This is a genomic window from Chitinivibrionia bacterium, from assembly GCA_009779925.1.
Taxonomy (GTDB): domain Bacteria; phylum Fibrobacterota; class Chitinivibrionia; order Chitinivibrionales; family Chitinivibrionaceae; genus WRFX01.
Genome location: WRAZ01000045.1, coordinates 1 through 18,109 on the forward strand (window position 1 = coordinate 1; position 18,109 = coordinate 18,109).

The window sequence follows — 18,109 nt, forward strand, 5'->3', positions numbered from 1 at the left end:
CAAAATCCTCAACTTCTTCAATGACGAGGTTTCTGGCATTGCTTCTTCGGGATTTCAGCATTACTGTATTCATAATTCCTTTTCTCCTTTATTTAATATTAAAAATACTATATTGTTTCGGTAGTGAGCGGGAATATTTTGTGTTTGGTGGTTTTTTATTGGTACACAAGTGATTTCGCGAACGCGTTCTTTTACAATATGCGTTTATGGTTAGGGGAGAATTGCGGGAAATTTTGAAAAAGCGGGAATATTAAGATGGGAAATATGTCCGATAAATATTTTAAGCGCAGGGGCAATTTAGGCGCCATTCCAACAAAATTACAAAAAAATCACCTGCAGAAGTGAAATTTCTCCCCATCTCTACCAAAACAAATATTATTTTTACAATCACTACAAACAACAAGTACTTGGATTTTGTCCTGTACTTTATGTTAATTTTTCGATTTTCAAAGCATTGGGTCGAACGCCTTTTAGTTGTTCTGCCGTACCCGATGTTTGTTTAATAAATTAACAAAGGCATACTTGTTGTTTGTAGTGAAATTATAATTATGGGCAGAACATCCTATAAACTGTTTCTGTCTTAACTTTATTTTACTATTCTGGAGGAATTGCATTATGAATTTGCAGACAAAACGGTTATTGGGGATTTTGGGGTTTGCGGCGGCGAGCGTATTGTTTTTTGTCGGGTACGGTCAAAAAAATCAGGGGATTGATTGGAGCGCGCCGAAAATTACAATAAGAACGGAAGCCGAGCTGAGAGAGTTGGCAACTATTGTTAATAGCGGCGAAAGACATTTTAACGGTCAAACCATTGTTCTTGCCAACAACATTAAACTTGACAGAGAAAAAGATTGGGTATCGATAGGTATAAGGGGAGTTAAACCTTTTAACGGTACGTTTGACGGTAATGGTAAAACTATAATCGGAAATAATTGTATCGCCTCGCTGTTTGGTTGCACGCTTAACGGAGAAATAAAGAATCTCAATGTTGCCGGTATGGGAAAAACAATGCGCTTCGGACGTTTTGCGGTAATAATAAACCCACAGGGCGCGACGGTGCATTCGAGTATTGAGCCTTATGCGGATACGGATGAAAACAGAAAGGTTGACAACGGCGACAGTCTGGAAATTCTGGGTATGGAAGGCAGATTGTGGGTCAAAGTAAGAACAGACAACGGCGACGGATACGTTTCCGTTGCGGATGTGGAAATAGTAGAAGTGGATTGCGGGCAAATTGCGGATAAAACGACATAATTTTTTAAAATTCACAAAAATCTCTAAAGAAAAATTAACAACCTGCCGAACTATATAACAGGATGGTTGGATAGTGCTTCGGCGCTGAAAAAAGGAGGTTTGTTATGTCGGTAATAGGACAAGTACACAGCAATGTGTTCGCGACAACATACGAGCCGAATTTGCGAAATACGCGGGAATCTAAAGTTAAGAATGATGGCGAACACCTTAAAGATTCCGTTGCGCTGAGCAATTTGGGTTCTGCGGGGTCGTCTAACGATGTGAATATCGTCGCGCTCAAAAAAATAGTAGAAAATTATGCAGACGTGCGCGCCGAAAGAATTGCGGAAATCAAACCGCAAATCGAAAACGGAACATATTCGATTGACGATAAGGTGGACGCTATAGTCGAAAACGTAATTGACGAAATGTTATAGTTGCATTGCGTAATCAAACGCAGATTTGGACTGTTTGTGTAAAAAAATTAAGTATTGTCGAGGTTTCGGCAATACTTTTTTGTTTTGGAGCAAGCGCAAAAATTATTTTATAGCAGTTTACCTTATCATAGGCGCACCGCATACGCTCTATTCCACGAGATTACGGTTTCTTAGAGCGCATTCAATACGCCTACAATAAGTTAAACTACTATATCGTGAAATTATCGGAGATTTGGAGGGAAAATTTTGGAAAAAGAAGAAACAAAAAACGTCGATAGCGAAAAAGAAAAACAAAAAAAGTGGAAAAAAAACGCAATAATAGCAATAATCCTTTTTTTGCTTCTTGTTTTGGTGCGCCTTTTCATTGAATTCGGATGGGAACGTCAAAGAATGTTCGATTTGCGGGAACAAGCGTTAGAAGCTCAGCGCCTCGCGGCTTTGCAAAATCAGGGATGCGAGGAAACTCGTCGTCGCCTGCAAGATATGATAACCATTTTTTGCGAAGAAGCCCCGCAAAACTGTGAAGAATTTCGCAATTTCGCCAACATCGACGACTTATCGCGTTTTGCCGACAGTTTGCGAGCAAGCAGAGAGCAGGAAATGTCCGACAGTTTACTTAAGTTGCAAGCCGCAACATTAGAAGACAGCTTGCGACAAGCCGCTCTTTTGGAAGCCCAAATTGCCGCTGACGAAAGACGTTTTTTAGACAGCGCGCAAGCGGCGGCGAAGAAAAAAGCGCGCGAAAGAGAGATTGCCGATAATTTGCAAAAACTTATCGAAGCCCTTTGCAAAGAAGACCCCGCAAATTGCGAAAATTTCCGCCAATTTACCAATATTGACGATTTAACGCGTTTTGCCGACAGTTTACGCCGAGCGCGCGAAGAAGAAAAAGCGGCGTTAACAGCCCAAAATTGCAGAGATTTATCGCCGCTTTGGGTCTATCCCGAACCGTCGGGCGGCTTGCATTTTGAGCCGATAAGAGTAAGTTTTTCTATGAGCCGCCCCGCCAACGTTTATTATAAGCGTTCGCGCGAGGCAGATTTTCGTCGTTGGGGCGGCGAAGACATTTTGATTTCGCAAAACACCGACCTTTTTTTCCGCGCCGTCGATGAGTGCGGCAATGTTTTCACCGAGCAAAAAATAGTTTACGCGTTCGGAGAAAGGCAAGTACAGCGTTTTTGTCCGCCGAATATGGCTCTCATACAAAGCGCCGACCCGCAATTCTGCATAGACCAATATATGTGGCCCAACGAACGCGGCGTTTTACCGATGAATTTGGTATCGCACCTGCAAGCGCGCGACTTATGCGCCTCCGTCGGCAAACGTCTCTGCACTGCCGAAGAATGGACGGCGGCTTGCAACGGTCCGTATAATTGGCGTTTCCCCTACGGCAACAATTATTTAAGTTGGGCTTGCATAACCCAAGACACAACCTTCCGCAGAAGCGGCGAAGCAAGCGCCTGCCGCAGTTGGTACGCGGTTTTCGATATGAGCGGAAATCTATCCGAATGGACAAACACCCGCGCCCCGCAAAACAACAGATTTTTCAAAGTAATGGGCGGCTTCTGGGAAAGCGGACAATCCTCAAACTGCAGTAATTTCCGATTTAGTTATCACCCTCAAAATCGGCATAACCCCGTTGGTTTTCGGTGTTGCAAGGATTTGTCGGAGAGTGATTAAGGCAAAATTGTTTTCTGCTTTGATATGGATACGATTTTTCAAGCAGATTAAAAAATCACAGTTTGTTTTTTTAAGAGCCAAGGCATAACTGCCTTGGCTCTGTTTTTTTAAAGTCCTGCAAATGCTGAGTTTGTAGTTCTGGTAAACACAACATTGTTGCCGGGGAAATTAACTTCCACTGTTTTTGTGTTGGCGCCCGTAATGCTATAAGGCATTTCGCTGCCCAATCCTGAAACTATGGTATTGTTTCCGGTCGTATGCCATGTCGTTTCGGTCATAGGCATTATTTGCCAGCCGCTTCCCAAATTCCAAACCGAAAACATTGTTCCGTCGGCTCTTAAGACGTGTCCGGAATTGTGTTCGTTTATCCACGCCTGATTAGGAGCGGTAATCAATCTGCTGTCGCGCTGAACATCGCCGCCACCACCGCCGCCACCGGCACCGGCAGGGGTAAACAGAACTGCATCCGACATTCTTCCGAAGATAAGGCTGCTAAAATCTGTTGCGCTGCCGCTTAATGCCGCAACTCTGATATATCGTGCTTCTGTTGCGCTTATGCCTTCGCTTGCGGTAAAGTTTGCGGTCGTTCCGCTTATGTTCAGCCCCGGTACATCAACCATTCTTCTTGCCATCATAGCATAAGTGCCGTCGGTTCTGCGAATATACATTGCATAGCCCGACGCTCCCGGAACAGTTGTAAACGTCAATCTGACGATTGTTCCGATGGTCTCAGTCGCTTCACTTACGACTTCTACCGTTAAATTAGTCGGAACCGCTATAGAACCGCCACCGGTGCCGCCACGTCTGCCAAATGCGATAAAGCCGCCCGTATGAGTGAAATTTACTTGAGCAGTAGTTAAGAAAACGTCCATTGGGTTTTCGTCTCTGAGAGAATTGCCGTGTATTATACCGCCTTCCATACGGAAAGAGCCAAAACCTTCAGACGTCGCTCCGCCTATTCGCACTGCCGCCTCTTGGTCGATATTTCCCGTAATTTCTCCGCCTCTCATAATAAATACGGAGTTAGTATATCTTACCGAAACGGTTCCTATCAAATGGTGTTGTTCGGAAGCGGTATTAGTATGTCCGGTAATTTTAGAACCGTCTTCCATAATAAAAGTTCCGCCGTCCATAACGTTTACCAAGGGTCCGATTGACGAAGCGCCTTTGAGGGTAATATTATTTCCGATTGTGAGCGAAACACTTCTGTCCATTATACTGAAAAGACGATTTTCTACGCCCGGAAGTTCCGCGGCGGCAAGTTGGATAGTGCGATTTCCGCCCGAACCGATAATGGTCATAGTTATCCTGCCGCTTTCGCCCATAAGCGCAAGTTCGCTTGCCGAAACGTCTCTGTCTATAACCAATGTGAATGTTCCGCTCATCATTTCGGCATACATAAACGCTTCTTTGAGGTTATTTGCCGCAACATCGGCAAGCGGAACGCTCGCAGGAGTTAATCCCGACGGCGCGCCTTGGTGTAATCCCGCTCTGAGAGCATTGTTGTTGCCCGGATTATCGTCGCCCGGGTCGTCATTTCCGGCGCCTTTTTGACCGACGAAGATTACTTCATTCTCTCCATCCAGAGCTAATCTGAGAGTAATAACATCGTTGGCAATCGAATACTCCATAAAAGTAAACGATTCACCGTCCAAAGTAATGCGAACCGCGCCGTTAGCGACCGTAATCACCCAGTTGGTGACTTCGGCGAGATTCTCGGGGTCAATCAACATTGCAAACCACTCTCCGATAGCGCCCGTTCCGGTAATTCCCGTAGCAGTAGCAAAGGTCAATGTTTGTCCTGTGTAGTTCCCCGTTCCGTTCCACGTTCCTAAAACTGCCGCAGTAATGCTGAAGTTGGGGTGAGCGCCGTTGTTTTTGTCATCGCCGCTGTCGTCGCCACCTTTGCCGTCATCCGAGCATCCCGCCCAGAATACAATACCTGCCATTAAGGCAAAAAACACCAATAATCGTTTCATAATGAAACCCCCTCTAAAAAGTTAATAGAATTTAACACTTTATGCTTAAAGAACGCAACGTCCCAAATAGCCGAGAATTTTTCGGTTTTGCCTAAACGCAACAAGCTTACGAACGCAAAGTTTTTCTGCGCCGAAGAGGAGACAGGATTATATATACTTTTAAGTATATATAAAAAACGCCTGATTATATACTTGAGTTTAAGAGAGAGAGAGAGAGAGAGAGAGAGAGAGAGAGAGAGAGAGAGAGTAATTTCGACCTCTCGCTGTTGTCAAGGGATTTTGACATTTTTGTGCAATTTGCATTCTTTTCTCCTCGTTTTTTTTATTTGTACGGTTTTTTTCTGATATAAAATACTATTTGTTTTTGGTGGAGTGGCGGGTTATTGTGTTTTTGGTGATTTTGTGTGAAAAATCGATTTTTCTTGTAGAATTTCTCGTTGGATTTCGTAAAAAATTAATCGTCTTGAGCAAACAAGTATCCTTCTATTAAGCCGTCGACAAAATTATCAGAAACGTCTTCTTGCTCTTTCTTGTAGTAAATGGCAACTAACAAAACTAATTTTTTCTCCATCATAACTGCGTAAATTACGCGATAACCGTTCGATTTTCCCTCGTTGGTATCTTCGTTCGGCAAGCGAAGTTTATATACATCGTGCTTAAGCGGGTGTTCTAAGCTTCTTAAACGAGTTCCCTCAAATTTACCTTGCTCTAAATCATCGTTCAGTTCAGCAAGTTGTTTAGGAAGTTTGCGAAACTTCTTTTTGCGAACAAATCTTTCCGTTTTTTTGTCGAACTCATCTGTAGAATCGACCTCAAACAACACTATGTCGTTATTATTCGTCATTGTCTTCCTCTGCCAATTTTTGCCAAGTATTAAGTTTTTCGCGAAAGGATGTTTTTGAACGTGGCTGTTTTCCTTGCATCATTTTGAGCGCTTGGTCGTAAGATGCAACAAAACTTCTCGCAAAATTTTCACGAGAAAACACCTCTTCTTTATACAATGAAGTCGGTCGCATTCTTTCTTTTACCATAACTTGCTCCTAAAGTTTATCGTCCTTTGTAATAAAATATGTTATTCCTACATTGGTTTTCGGAAAAATCGTGTTTTTTTGCAATTTTTCAAGTCGGCAAAACGTATTTTAGCGGGAAAACAGAAGCAGGAATGCAAAACCGGCATTCTTGGAAAGGCAGAGAGAAAATTAATGACAGATTTGTATAAGTGTTTGGAAACTAAACTATTTACCTTTGTAGAAAAACCCGGAAGATACACAGGCGGCGAACTAAATACGACAATTAAGCATAACGCAAAACTAAACGGCGTTTTGTGTTTTCCCGATCTTTACGATATAGGAATGTCGCACTACGGCAGTCAAATTTTATACGAAATCGTAAATTCCAACCCGAATTGGGCAATGGAGCGAACATATATGCCTTGGTTTGACGCCGAAAAAATTATGCGCGAAAGCAATATACCTCTATATTCGCTCGAACGCTTTTTACCGCTTAAGTCCTTTGATTTTCTGGCGTTTACACTATCTTACGAACTTCAATATACCAATGTTTTATCTATGCTTGCGCTTTCAAAAATTCCCGTTTTTGCAAAAGACAGAAAAGACGACGAGTCGATAATTATAGCAGGCGGGATAGTTTTGGCAAATCCCGAGCCGATTGCAGATTTTTTCGACGTAATTTTTGCAGGCGACGGCGAGGAAGCCATTGTTGAATTTTGCAAAATTTTGCAAAATTGCAAAGAAAAAAACTTAAGCAGAAAAGAAACTTTGGCACAAATCTCCAAAATTCCGAGCGCGTACATTCCGCAAAATTATGAGACAAAAAAAACGGGCGCGCACACCGTCGCAATCTTTGAAAAGCCCGTGCAATTCGCGAAAATCACAAATTTTAGGCAAGAATTTATCCCTGAAAAAAATATAGTCCCGATTGTCGATATAGTCCATAGCCGAATGGCGGTCGAAATTTCTCGCGGTTGTACAAGAGGGTGCAGATTTTGCGCGGCGGGCTTTCATTATCGCCCCGTGCGCGAAAGAAACTGCGACGAAATTTTATCGCAAATAAAAAACGGAATTAACGATACGGGCTGGGACGAAATCGGACTTTTATCGCTTTCCGCGGCGGATTTTTCGCAGTTTTTTCCGCTTTTGTGCGAGTTAAAAACTGAGGCAAGCGGCAAAAAAATCGGCATTCCCTCAACAAGAATAGACGCAATGGACGAAAAAACACAGTCGCTTCTCAACGAAATTTCGCAGTCGTCGTCCATTACAATCGCCCCCGAAGCGGGAAGCCAACGCCTGAGAAACGTAATAAACAAGGACTTTTCCCGCGAAAAAATAATTGAAACAATAGAAATCTTGGCAAAACAAAAACGAAACACAATAAAACTCTATTTTATGGTCGGACTGCCAAGCGAAACCGACGAAGACATCGACGAAATGATAAACTTAATCGACGAATGCGCAAAAATCGTGTATTCGCATACAAAAAGATGCACGGTAAGCGTATCGCTTTCGCCGTTTTCGCCCAAGCCGCACACTCCTTTTCAGTGGGAAGAGGCGGTCGCTCCCCAAATTTTACTGCAAAGATGCTTAAAAGTAAAACATACGTTCTCAAAGGTGAAAAATGTCAAAGTCGATTATCGCCAAGTTGAAATTTCTTTCTGCGAAGGCGTTTTAGCAAGAGGCGACCGAGAACTTTCGGCGTTTTTATACGAACTTTTTTTGAACGGCGCAAAATTCGAGGGCTGGAGCGGCAATTTATCGATTGATTTATGGAAAAAATGCGCCGAAAAATGCGGAATAAACTTAGAAAAATACACGCAAAAAATAGATATAAACGAGCCGCTTCCGTGGAGTATAATTTCGACAGGCGTAAGCGAAAAATTTTTGCGAGAAGAAAGAGAAAAATCACTTTCGCAAGAGACGACAAAGGATTGTCGAGATGGGTGTAATGGGTGTGGAGTTTGCAAAAAAACGCTGAAAATGCAGTATTCAACAGGATTTTGTAGGGGCGGGGTTTGCCCGCCCAATGCGCGCAAAATCGAACGAACAACAGGGCGGGCAAACCCCGCCCCTACAGAAGATAACTGCAATGAGAAAGAGGAGATTATGCGAAATAAAATCCGCCTTTTCTATTCAAAAACAGGTCGCGCGCGTTTTATGTCGCACAGAAATCTTATGGATTGCATAACAAGAGCGTTTGTCGCCGCAAAAATGCCTTTGGCATTTTCGGAGGGCTTTCGCAGTCGCCCGAAAATTTCGTTCGGACCGCCTCTGCCTTTGGGCGCAATCGGCGAAAACGAAATGTGCGATGTTGTTGTTTGCAGTCAAGAGCCAATAAATATAGAAAAAATCAATTCTCTTTTGCCGCAAGGGGTAGAGTTTTTGTCGCAAGAAACCATCGACTTAAAATCACCGTCGATAGAGCAAATGATAACACAAACAAATTGGAAAGTAGAAAAAATAAATTCGGATATTTGCATAAAAACAGCTGTTAATCAGTTTAATTCACAGAAAGTTATAGAAATTGAAACCAGAAAAAAAGAACAAGACGTAAAAATTGCGATTATCCCTCAAGAAATTCAAGGACTTACGGCAAATGAAAACGAAATTTCGTTCAATATAGCTGTAAATCAAAAATATCGTCCGAGCGATATAATAAAGGCGATTTTTGTGGATAGTTTGGTTTCGGATTTTCGAATTGTGAGAGAAAGTTTTGTTTTGAAATAAGCGATTAAGGGAAATACAATGAAAGTTAGGCAAAGTGCGTAGTTGCCGCATTTCTCATTTCGCAACACTGTTTCAAAATAAAACCACAAAACACCCTTTCGGCACTCGGCAAATAGTATTTTGGTCGCAAAATGAAACAAAAAACGGGTTGGCACGGCATTTGCTAATCCTCTGCGGACTCCAACCGAAAAGGTTGAGAAAAGGCTAAACAAAAACAAAAAAAATTAACAAAAGAAGGAGTATTTTATGGCTATCAAACCGATTGGTGAAAGAGTGCTGATTGAAGCGCTTGAGGCGGAAACAAAAACCGCAGGCGGAATTATTATCCCCGACAACGCACAAGAAAAACCTCAGCAAGGCGTAGTAATCGCTGTCGGCGACGGCACTGCGGAAGTTAAACTTACGCTCAAAGCAGGGGACAAAGTCCTTTACGGAAAGTATTCGGGAACGGAAATTACTTTTGAAGGTAAAAAGTATATGATAATGAAAGAAAACGACGTTTTGGCGGTAATTAACTAATTTTCAGAAAACAAACAAAACAAAAAGAAAGGAAGACCAAAAAATGGCAGCAAAGCAGATTGTATTGGGAGCAGACGCTCGCGAAAAACTTCTTAACGGAGTGGATATTCTCGCAAACGCGGTAAAAGCAACATTGGGACCCAAAGGCAGAAATGTGGTTTTGGACAAAAGTTTCGGAGCGCCGACTGTAACCAAAGATGGTGTTTCGGTAGCAAAAGAAATCGAACTCGAAGATAAATACGAAAATATGGGTGCGCAACTCGTTAAAGAAGTCGCGTCGAAAACCTCCGACGGCGTGGGCGACGGAACAACTACGGCAACCGTTTTGGCGCAGGCAATCGCAAAAGTCGGTATTAAAAACGTAACGGCAGGTGCAAATCCTATGGACTTAAAACGCGGTATCGATAAGGCGGTAAGAGCGCTTATTGCGGAACTTAAGGCGCTTTCCAAAAAAATCGATGGCAAAAAGGAAGTTGCGCAAGTCGGCTCAATTTCGGCGAACAACGACCAAGAAATCGGCGATTTGCTCGCTCAAGCAATGGAAAAAGTAGGCAACGACGGCGTTATCACAGTCGAAGAAGCAAAATCAATCGATACTACCTTGGACGTTGTGGAAGGAATGCAGTTTGACCGCGGATATTTGTCGGCATATTTCATTACGGACGTGGACGCGCAAGAGGCGGTTATGGATGACGCACTCATTCTTATCCACGACAAAAAAATCAGCACAATGAAAGATATTTTGCCGATTTTGGAAAAAGTAAGCCAGCAAGGTCGCCAGCTTTTGATTATTTCGGAAGACATCGACGGCGAGGCATTGGCAACTTTGGTGGTAAACCGTTTGCGCGGCACACTCAAAATCTGCGCGGTTAAGGCGCCGGGCTTCGGCGACCGCAGAAAAGCAATGTTGGAAGACATCGCAATCCTAACAGGTGGCACGGTAATCAGCGAAGAAGCGGGCTACAAACTCGAAAACACAACTTTGGATATGCTCGGAAAAGCAAAACGCATTACCGTTGAAAAAGAAAACACCACCATTATTGAAGGTGCGGGCGACAGCAAAGACATTCAGGCGAGAGTCGGACAAATTCGCAAGCAAATCGAAGACACATCTTCGGATTACGACCGCGAAAAATTGCAAGAACGTCTTGCAAAACTTGCGGGCGGCGTAGCAGTTCTTAAAATCGGCGCGGCTACCGAAGTCGAAATGAAAGAGAAAAAAGCAAGAGTAGAAGACGCGCTTCACGCGACAAGAGCCGCTGTAGAAGAGGGAATTGTTCCCGGTGGCGGCGTTGCGTTCATCAGAGTTGCACACGCACTCGACGGCGTAAAAGTAGAAAACGACGACCAAAAATTAGGTGTAGAAATTGTCCGCAAGGCAATCGAAGAGCCGCTTCGTCAAATTGTTGCAAACGCAGGTCAGGAAGCAAGCGTAATCGTGAACAAAATCAAAGAAGGCAAAGGCGATTTCGGCTACAACGCATACACCGATAAGTTTGAAAACCTTTACGAGGCTGGCGTTATCGACCCTGTAAAAGTGACCAGAACCGCACTCGAAAACGCGGCGTCAATAGCAGGACTTATCCTTACAACCGAAGCGCTTGTAAGCGATATTCCAAGCAAAGACGCTCCCGCAATGCCAATGGGCGGCGGAATGGGCGGTATGGGTGGAATGATGTAAGCACTTGCCGTGCGGGCGATTTGAGCGGCTTTCAGCCGTGGTTTACAAATTTTACGCAACTATAAATAAAAGAGCGGGCAGAAATGTCCGCTTTTTTATTTTTTCACAAAAAACACAAAATTCTCCTACTTTTTCCAAACTTACCTATTTCGCATAGCGGCATAAATTATATTTATTCTGCCAAAACTTACAATAGCCGAAATCGGCTGTTGTCTTCGTAGTGGAAACGCACGAAGATTTTTTTTGTTATTATGCGCAATTAGTCCAAATTGCCAACCCAAGCGTGCGCACACGTCTGTGCTGCCTGCGCTGGGTTGGTAGTATGATAATGTAAAGTCAACTAGGTCTATTGTAAGTTTTGGCGAACGATAATAGTTCGGCAGCGCAGACCTTTAATCTGTTTCTGTCAAAAAAAATTAACATTTTTTATTTAGCCGAAAACGGCGGAAGGGTTAGGTTGTGTTATGGGTAAATTACTCAAAGTTTTGTGTTTTGGTTTGACTTTTTTTGTCTTACCTTGTTTTGCAGACAGAATTGTAATGCGCGATGGCTCAATTAGAGAAAACGCGAGAATTACGAGGATTTCCGACAATGAAATTGAGTTCAGGGTCGGCGAAAGAGAGGCTTTGCATTCCGTAAGGAGAGCAGACGTATTGCGGATTATATACAGCGACGGCACGGAAGATGTGTTTACTGCGCCGCCACCTGTGCAAACGCCGCCACCACCTCCACCCGCGCAAGCGCGACCGGTCAGAGAGCCGAAACCTGCAAGCGACAATAAAGGCTTCGGCAATTATAACCGATTCGGTATCGGCATTAAGCGCGATAATGATGATGCAACATTTACGATGAATTACTCACGAAGACAAAACTTCTTTGATTTCGGACTTGAATTCGGATTAGGCGGTTATGAGTCATATCTTGGTTATTATTATACAACCGGAATAGATGATTATATGTGTCCGTTTATTAGGCGCAGTATTAGTTTTGAGTCTCATTTTGAATTTATCAATCACGTGATTGTCGGCACCGGAATAGGATTAGGCGTTACAACTGTGAGACATATGAAACCGGATGTGTCAGGAAGTTCTATAGTTTGGGAGCGAGTGATATTTGCGCGAATGCCCGAATTTAATTTATCTCCAAGATTAGGGTATGAATGGGCTATCAGAGAAAATTTAAAATTACAATATCGTCTCATTTATTCGTTGTCTTTTGCAGGGTTGTCAGAAAGAAGTAGGGAAGATTTATCCATGAATCACTGGGGAGAGAATACAAAATTCAGAGAGCATTCGCTTGGCAACGACATAATGATTTATCGCGATTGGATTGCGCTGAATTTTGGATTTAGTTTCTTTAATATGAAGCGAGAAGAATATCGTGTAGAAGGAGATAGTCGCAACCCTAATAGGACAGAAAGGAATACAATAGGATTAAACACTAATCTTGGCGTTAGTATTTTGTTTTAAGAAAACAAATTAAACCTTTTGAAGCAGATTTTACAATAGGCGAAGAGCAATCTTCGCCTATTTTTTGTTTAATATTGCTTTGCAGTGTCGGAAAATAGTATTTTTGTTTTATGGTTTTTATTTCTTTTTTAGAAAAGAGGAAAATATGGCAACAATTAACATTCAAATTGACGATATGCTGAAAAACAGGGCGGAAGATTTTTTTTCTAATCTCGGTCTTGATATTTCTTCGGCAGTGAATATGCTTTTGCAACAGGTTATGTGTAGTCGTTCTGTTGTAAGAAGCAAGTTAATTAGTGCCCAGCGAAGAAAAAACTGTGCAAAACTCGGCGGTTGGGAGGGAAAAGTTTGGATGTCAGATGATTTCGACGAACCGCTTGAAGATTTTAAGGAGTATATGTAATTGAAATACATCCTTGACACACATATAGTTTTATGGCTTACGAGTAATCCTGATTTACTAACAGATAAGGCAAAAAAAGAAATATTATCCTCTAAAAACACAATGTATGTAAGCATTGCTTCGGCTTGGGAACTTGCTATTAAAATAAACATCGGAAAATTTCGCCTCGATGGTGGAATAGCAGAGTTTTACAAAATGGTTGAACACAACGGTTTCAAATGGCTCAATGTAGAAAAAGATTATATACCTACGCTTCAAAATTTAGAGTTGCTTCATAGAGACCCGTTTGACAGATTATTGATTTCTACGGCAATTTCTGAGAAAATGTCAATTATCACGGCTGATAATAATATTCAAAAATATAATATAAAGTGGCTTTGGTAGGTTTTGCGGATTTGTAAGTGCAAAGACGATCACGGCTACAGCGTTTATTTGTCGGGAATACTCGCAAAAGATAAGGATAACGAACTTTCTAACCCGTCTGCACATATAGTGCTTATTCTATAAAAATGAGTTGTGCCCACGAGGGAGAGTTCTTATGAAAACCGCTTCGGATTCTTTTAGGGTGCAGGCATTTTCAGCGATAATTTTGTAATAAGCGGTGCTGCCAAAACTCCAAAACGATGTATCGCGAGTAGTCGAAAAATCTCTGTATGGTCCCTCAATATGTTCAGATCTAAGTACGCGATACTGTGATGCTCCCTTAACACTGTTCCACGATATACTGATAGACAATTCGCTTTCTCCTTGTGCCGATATTATATTCGGAGCGCTATTTAAAGCAGAGCAATTTACATGTGTTATTCTTTCGTTTTCTATGCAATATGTATAAGCCGATACAGAGTAAATACTGACCTCGTAATCCGAAAAAGTCGTGTCTATAAAAAACAATTCGCGGGTCGTTCCGATGAGCGTAAAGTCGGTAGCATTTTGAGAGCGATATATATTAAATGTCCTTATTATGTCGGAATGCGTTATGCCTGTTGTGTCCCACGATATTTTGGGCAAGCCGTTGCTGAATTCGGCAAAAACATTCCAAAAAGGGCTTGGGCGCAGACAAAAACTTAAAAACGCCCGCTCGGCACTTTCTCCACAATCGTTTACGGCAGAAATTTCGAGCGAATATCGAATTGACGGATTTAATCCGCGAAAAATAGAAAAAGTGTCGCTTGTATTATGCCACAATCTTCCCGAAAAATATAAATTATATGAATTTGCTCCCTCAACGGGACTCCAAATGGTAGCCATATCGTATCGCCCCAAAGTATTATCCCAAAGCCGAATATTACCAACCGTTTCGGGGCGACAGTATCTCAAATCATCTCGTCCGCCTCCTCCTCCTCCTCCTCTGTTAAAAGGGTCAAATGTGCAGGACGAAAAAATCGTCAAGGCAGAAAAGGCAAATAAGATGGCAAAAATAAGTGTTTTCACTTTAGATTCTCCGTGTTTTTTTCTTTTTGAGGAGAAAATACGTTTTGTCCGGCAAACAATTTATGTTTTTGCGAATTTTTTTTGGCGAAGAACAATCTTCGCCTATTTTTGCTTGGTTTTGCTTTGCAGTGTTGACAAAATGTATATTTCAAGGTAAAAAGAGGAGGGTTTATGAAGTTTGTAATTTTGTGTCTTATTGCAGTTTTTTTATTTGCAAGTACGTCATTTGCCAGACAATTTTTTGCATCAGCGAATGACGATCTATTTGTTTTCGCGGATACAGTTCGTAAAGAAATCGAAAATTCGATTGAAATTATTGCAAGTGGGCAAAATATGAGAGTAGTTGAGGAAGCAAATGGCTGGTATAGAGTTCGCACAGAAAACGGAAATGAGGGCTGGGTAGAAAGTCGATTTACTACAGAGATTGTTAGGCGAGTTTTTACTTTTGACAATGTTGAAATTACATCATTTCGATATAGCGATAGGTGTGAGATGGTAATCAGAGAGCGTCCCGTTGAAAATGGAGAAAAAAAATGAAAATATCTGACATTGACATTATGGTTTTAGCAAAAAGGTAATTATGGATTACAAAAAAGAAGACAGAAATTGGCAAAATTCTAAAAATATTAAATTTATCGACTTATTGAATGTGTGCAAAAAGTATTTTGGAGAGCCGAGGATTAGAGGAAGCCATCATATTTTTAAAACACCTTGGCAAGGCGACCCAAGAATAAACATTCAAAAATACGGAAATACCGCTAAACCTTATCAAGTAAAAGCGGTAATAGAAGCGATAAAGAAACTGGAAAACGGAGGGTATTTATGAGTTTTGACGATGTGAAAAAATATAGTTATCTGATTGTATGGTCTCAGGAAGACAACGCATATATTGCTTGTTGTGCAGAGTTTCCGTCTTTGTCTGCTCACGGTGAAACAAAAGAAAAAGCACTCGCAGAAATCGAAAATGTTGTTGGCGCTTCTATTGAATGGCTGGAAGAGGAAAACGATGTTATTCCTTTGCCTTTATGGCAAAAGAAGTCAAAAAATGAGCGAATTATAAACTATGCGTTTGCTTAAGTTATGAAAAAAGCCCTAATTTTCTTATTCTCGTTGCTTTTACTTGCCTGTTGCTACACTGAAACAACGTGCAGTTGTTGCGAAGGCACGGGTTGGGTTCGAGTTCTTATTTATGACGACATAGGATTTATACGTTGTAGCAATAATTGTAGCGCAGTAAGAAATCGGTGAAAAAAACACTTTAAAGGCAACGACTTTTTACCTAAAATCCACTCGCATACTTGCAAAAAAACTCAAACGAATTTAGCGGCTTTTCTTTTTTCCCGCAATGAAACTGAATATACGAAATTAACTGTTCGCACACAAAAATCTTTTCTTTTTTGGAGAAATTTTGCATTGTTTCGCTAATATTTGCACTGCCTTTCGACAAAATTTTCAGTATTTCCCCATTCCAATTCGGTTTTGTATGGCAGTTATCGCACAAAAATCCGCCGTTTTCTTGCGACAAAAAAGAAAAATTCAAGCCGCTTTCGCAGTCAATACAGGTCTCAAAATTGATTTTGTAGCCCAAAAACTGTGCAAGCCGAACGCAAAAAAGCCAAAACGCAAAAAATACGTCGCAATCACTTTTTTCTAAATATTTAAGATATTTTTCGAGCAAAGAAAACAGTTCGCGGCTGTCGCTGTGTTCTTGTGGAACAACTTGCAAAATAAGTTCGACGGCGCAGTCTCGAAGCGCGACTTTTTCGACGTTTCCGTTAAATGAAAAATTGTTTGTTATGTCGTATTTGGAAGTTCGCGCCAATCCGCCGTTTTCAAAATATCGCTTGGAAATTTGCCACTCAACCATTGCACCGATACCATAATTTCCGCCGTGCTTTTTTACTCCGTGAAGCAAAACAGACGAAATTCCGCTGTCTTTTGTTAAAACATTCAGAATTGCGCTTGTTTCACCGAAATGTGTGTATCGAAGAACGATGCCGCTGAGTATTTTCTCCATTTATTGCGCTTGGTTTTTTGGTTATCTTTTACCGCTGTCAATAACTGTGCCGTTTCGTGTATTTGCGCCAACAAAGCCACCGCTGAACATCCCTCTTGCATTAACTTCGCCTGTCGAATAGGAATTGGAGATTTTACCGTCATTTCCGCCGACAAAACTGCCGAAAAACATTCCTCTTCCGCCGAGAGAGGCAGACGAAGAACTGTTTGAGATTTTGCCTTGGTCGTTTCCGCCGACAAAACCGCCGTAAAATTTACCGCCTTTACCATATACTGCGCCTGCAGAACTGCTGTTGGTCGTTTCGCCGCTGTTGTATCCGACTATTCCGCCGACAGATTGTTTCCCTGCGGTTTTTCCGTTTGAATGGCAGTTATCGACTAATGAATTATTGTTGCCGACCACAATGCCGACGTTTTTTCTTCCTTTTACGAATGACGCGATAACACTGAGATTTTTGACAACTCCGTCCGTATTAACAAATCCGAAAAAGCCCTGATTATCCGCCGATGCATTGTTTATGTAAACGCCGCTAACAGTATGTCCTGCGCCGTCAAAAGTTCCTCTGAATGCGGCATTTGTGTCTTTTCCTATAGCCGTCCAAGTGTTTGCGGGGGCGGCGTTTTCCCAATTTTGCCAATCGGTTGTGTCATTAAGGAAAATGTTGTTTTGGAGAGTGATGGTTTTATTTTTTAGATTGTTGCCGCCATTCACCAATGTTGCAAGTCCTGCTAATTGTTCGGCAGTGGCTATTGTGAATTCGTTTTGTTCGGCGTTGTACCAATCTGTGTTTGCCGCTCCGTTCCAAGTTTGTGCTACTGATATTGTAGCAATAATTGTAATTACTGTAAGAATTTTGAGGAAATTCATTATTCTACTCCTTAATTTGTTTGTAAATCGCGATTAAAATACCAAAGCGCGAGTGAGAAAGTCAAGGGGAAGCGATTTAAGTGTGATTTTTATCGCAGAAATTGATTTTCTCTTTTTTTGTTCTGGCAATTTAAGCAAAAGATAATATATTGTCTTAAAAACACAGAAAAATCAGCTATTAGCTAATATATTAGCCATCATAAATATATCGATTTTAGCATAGAATGCACAATTGCAAAGAAATCTCTAAAAAAATGCCATAACAAACAATGGCTTGAAGTAAATTTTCCACAAATTTCACATTTTTCACCATCCCCCCTTGACAACGCCCATAACAATAACGTATTTTCTCCCCGCTTAATTGACAAAGCGGAATAAATTTCAGCGCGATTAAGCAAGTTCCTTGACAAGACAGATAAAGCGAATAGAGTACATACGAAGATTTCGTTGAACGAGAAACAAACGTGTTGCGTTATCGTAGGGTGCAGGTTTCAAACCTGCCCAAAAAACGGTGGCGTTCACGAAAAAATAATATTAAGATATTAAGGGTATATGGCGGATGCCTTGGCATCTACCGTCGAAGAAGGTCGTGACAGACTGCGAAAAGCCGCGCGGAGTAGTTAATATACGTTGATACGCGGATCACCGAATTG

Annotated in this window: 18 protein-coding genes and 1 rRNA gene; 13 read left to right on the forward strand and 6 right to left on the reverse strand. The window is 41.7% G+C overall.

Annotation, left to right across the window (positions count from 1 at the left end; translation table 11 throughout):
- Positions 1-615: 615 nt before the first annotated feature.
- The 3 genes from FWE23_09945 to FWE23_09955 all read left to right on the forward strand — a co-directional run bounded on the left by FWE23_09945 (position 616) and on the right by FWE23_09955 (position 3,350).
- Positions 616-1,254 (forward strand): SH3 domain-containing protein, encoded by a 639-nt coding sequence (locus FWE23_09945; GenBank protein ID MCL2845749.1) that lies wholly within the window; start codon positions 616-618, stop codon positions 1,252-1,254.
- Positions 1,255-1,358: 104 nt separating this feature from the next.
- The gene (locus FWE23_09950) at positions 1,359-1,670 is read left to right on the forward strand and encodes a flagellar biosynthesis anti-sigma factor FlgM (GenBank protein MCL2845750.1); all 312 of its coding nucleotides are present in this window, start codon (positions 1,359-1,361) and stop codon (positions 1,668-1,670) included.
- 246 nt (positions 1,671-1,916) lie between these two features.
- Positions 1,917-3,350 (forward strand): SUMF1/EgtB/PvdO family nonheme iron enzyme, encoded by a 1,434-nt coding sequence (locus tag FWE23_09955; GenBank protein ID MCL2845751.1) that lies wholly within the window; start codon positions 1,917-1,919, stop codon positions 3,348-3,350.
- A 107-nt stretch (positions 3,351-3,457) separates the two neighbouring features.
- Here the strand turns inward: FWE23_09955 and FWE23_09960 are convergent, their stop codons facing one another.
- The 3 genes from FWE23_09960 to FWE23_09970 form a co-directional block, all read right to left on the reverse strand.
- Positions 3,458-5,329, reverse strand: a complete 1,872-nt coding sequence (locus tag FWE23_09960) for a hypothetical protein (GenBank protein ID MCL2845752.1) — start codon at positions 5,327-5,329, stop codon at positions 3,458-3,460.
- Positions 5,330-5,783: 454 nt separating this feature from the next.
- Complete coding sequence (locus tag FWE23_09965; GenBank protein MCL2845753.1) at positions 5,784-6,173, reverse strand: hypothetical protein; 390 nt, start codon at positions 6,171-6,173, stop codon at positions 5,784-5,786.
- Entirely contained in the window at positions 6,163-6,360 is a 198-nt protein-coding gene (locus FWE23_09970) for a hypothetical protein (protein ID MCL2845754.1), read from the reverse strand. The genes FWE23_09965 and FWE23_09970 overlap by 11 nt, the downstream gene beginning before the upstream one ends.
- Before the next feature lie 171 nt (positions 6,361-6,531).
- Here FWE23_09970 and FWE23_09975 point away from each other — a divergent pair, with 171 nt between their 5' ends.
- The 6 genes from FWE23_09975 to FWE23_10000 all read left to right on the forward strand — a co-directional run bounded on the left by FWE23_09975 (position 6,532) and on the right by FWE23_10000 (position 13,525).
- Positions 6,532-9,069, forward strand: coding sequence for a TIGR03960 family B12-binding radical SAM protein (locus FWE23_09975; GenBank protein MCL2845755.1), 2,538 nt, complete (start codon positions 6,532-6,534; stop codon positions 9,067-9,069).
- A gap of 246 nt (positions 9,070-9,315) precedes the next feature.
- The gene (locus FWE23_09980) at positions 9,316-9,588 is read left to right on the forward strand and encodes a co-chaperone GroES (protein MCL2845756.1); all 273 of its coding nucleotides are present in this window, start codon (positions 9,316-9,318) and stop codon (positions 9,586-9,588) included.
- Positions 9,589-9,631: 43 nt separating this feature from the next.
- Positions 9,632-11,269 (forward strand): chaperonin GroEL, encoded by a 1,638-nt coding sequence (gene groL, locus FWE23_09985; protein MCL2845757.1) that lies wholly within the window; start codon positions 9,632-9,634, stop codon positions 11,267-11,269.
- A gap of 464 nt (positions 11,270-11,733) precedes the next feature.
- A complete protein-coding gene (locus FWE23_09990) occupies positions 11,734-12,738 on the forward strand; it encodes a hypothetical protein (protein ID MCL2845758.1) in 1,005 nt (334 codons plus the stop codon).
- Between the two features lie 145 nt (positions 12,739-12,883).
- Positions 12,884-13,141, forward strand: coding sequence for a DUF2281 domain-containing protein (locus FWE23_09995; protein ID MCL2845759.1), 258 nt, complete (start codon positions 12,884-12,886; stop codon positions 13,139-13,141).
- Positions 13,142-13,525: a type II toxin-antitoxin system VapC family toxin gene (locus FWE23_10000; protein MCL2845760.1), complete on the forward strand. Its 384-nt coding sequence runs from the start codon at positions 13,142-13,144 to the stop codon at positions 13,523-13,525.
- A 117-nt stretch (positions 13,526-13,642) separates the two neighbouring features.
- Here FWE23_10000 and FWE23_10005 read toward each other — a convergent pair whose 3' ends face one another.
- A complete protein-coding gene (locus tag FWE23_10005) occupies positions 13,643-14,572 on the reverse strand; it encodes a hypothetical protein (GenBank protein MCL2845761.1) in 930 nt (309 codons plus the stop codon).
- Between the two features lie 171 nt (positions 14,573-14,743).
- Here FWE23_10005 and FWE23_10010 point away from each other — a divergent pair, with 171 nt between their 5' ends.
- Genes FWE23_10010 through FWE23_10020 form a run of 3 tightly spaced genes read left to right on the forward strand, consistent with a single transcriptional unit; the run spans position 14,744 to position 15,649 of the window.
- On the forward strand, positions 14,744-15,109 hold the full coding sequence (locus FWE23_10010) for an SH3 domain-containing protein (GenBank protein ID MCL2845762.1): 366 nt from the start codon (positions 14,744-14,746) through the stop codon (positions 15,107-15,109).
- A 43-nt stretch (positions 15,110-15,152) separates the two neighbouring features.
- Complete coding sequence (locus FWE23_10015) at positions 15,153-15,398, forward strand: toxin HicA (GenBank protein ID MCL2845763.1); 246 nt, start codon at positions 15,153-15,155, stop codon at positions 15,396-15,398.
- Positions 15,395-15,649: a type II toxin-antitoxin system HicB family antitoxin gene (locus FWE23_10020; protein ID MCL2845764.1), complete on the forward strand. Its 255-nt coding sequence runs from the start codon at positions 15,395-15,397 to the stop codon at positions 15,647-15,649. The genes FWE23_10015 and FWE23_10020 overlap by 4 nt, the downstream gene beginning before the upstream one ends.
- Before the next feature lie 202 nt (positions 15,650-15,851).
- On the opposite strand, the gene recO is transcribed toward FWE23_10020, so the two are convergent.
- Together recO and FWE23_10030 are read right to left on the reverse strand one after the other, a co-directional pair.
- Entirely contained in the window at positions 15,852-16,589 is a 738-nt protein-coding gene (gene recO / locus FWE23_10025; protein ID MCL2845765.1) for a DNA repair protein RecO, read from the reverse strand.
- 21 nt (positions 16,590-16,610) lie between these two features.
- Complete coding sequence (locus FWE23_10030) at positions 16,611-17,456, reverse strand: hypothetical protein (GenBank protein MCL2845766.1); 846 nt, start codon at positions 17,454-17,456, stop codon at positions 16,611-16,613.
- A 532-nt stretch (positions 17,457-17,988) separates the two neighbouring features.
- Here FWE23_10030 and FWE23_10035 point away from each other — a divergent pair.
- Positions 17,989-18,109: ribosomal RNA gene (locus tag FWE23_10035) — 23S ribosomal RNA — on the forward strand; the annotation flags it as partial.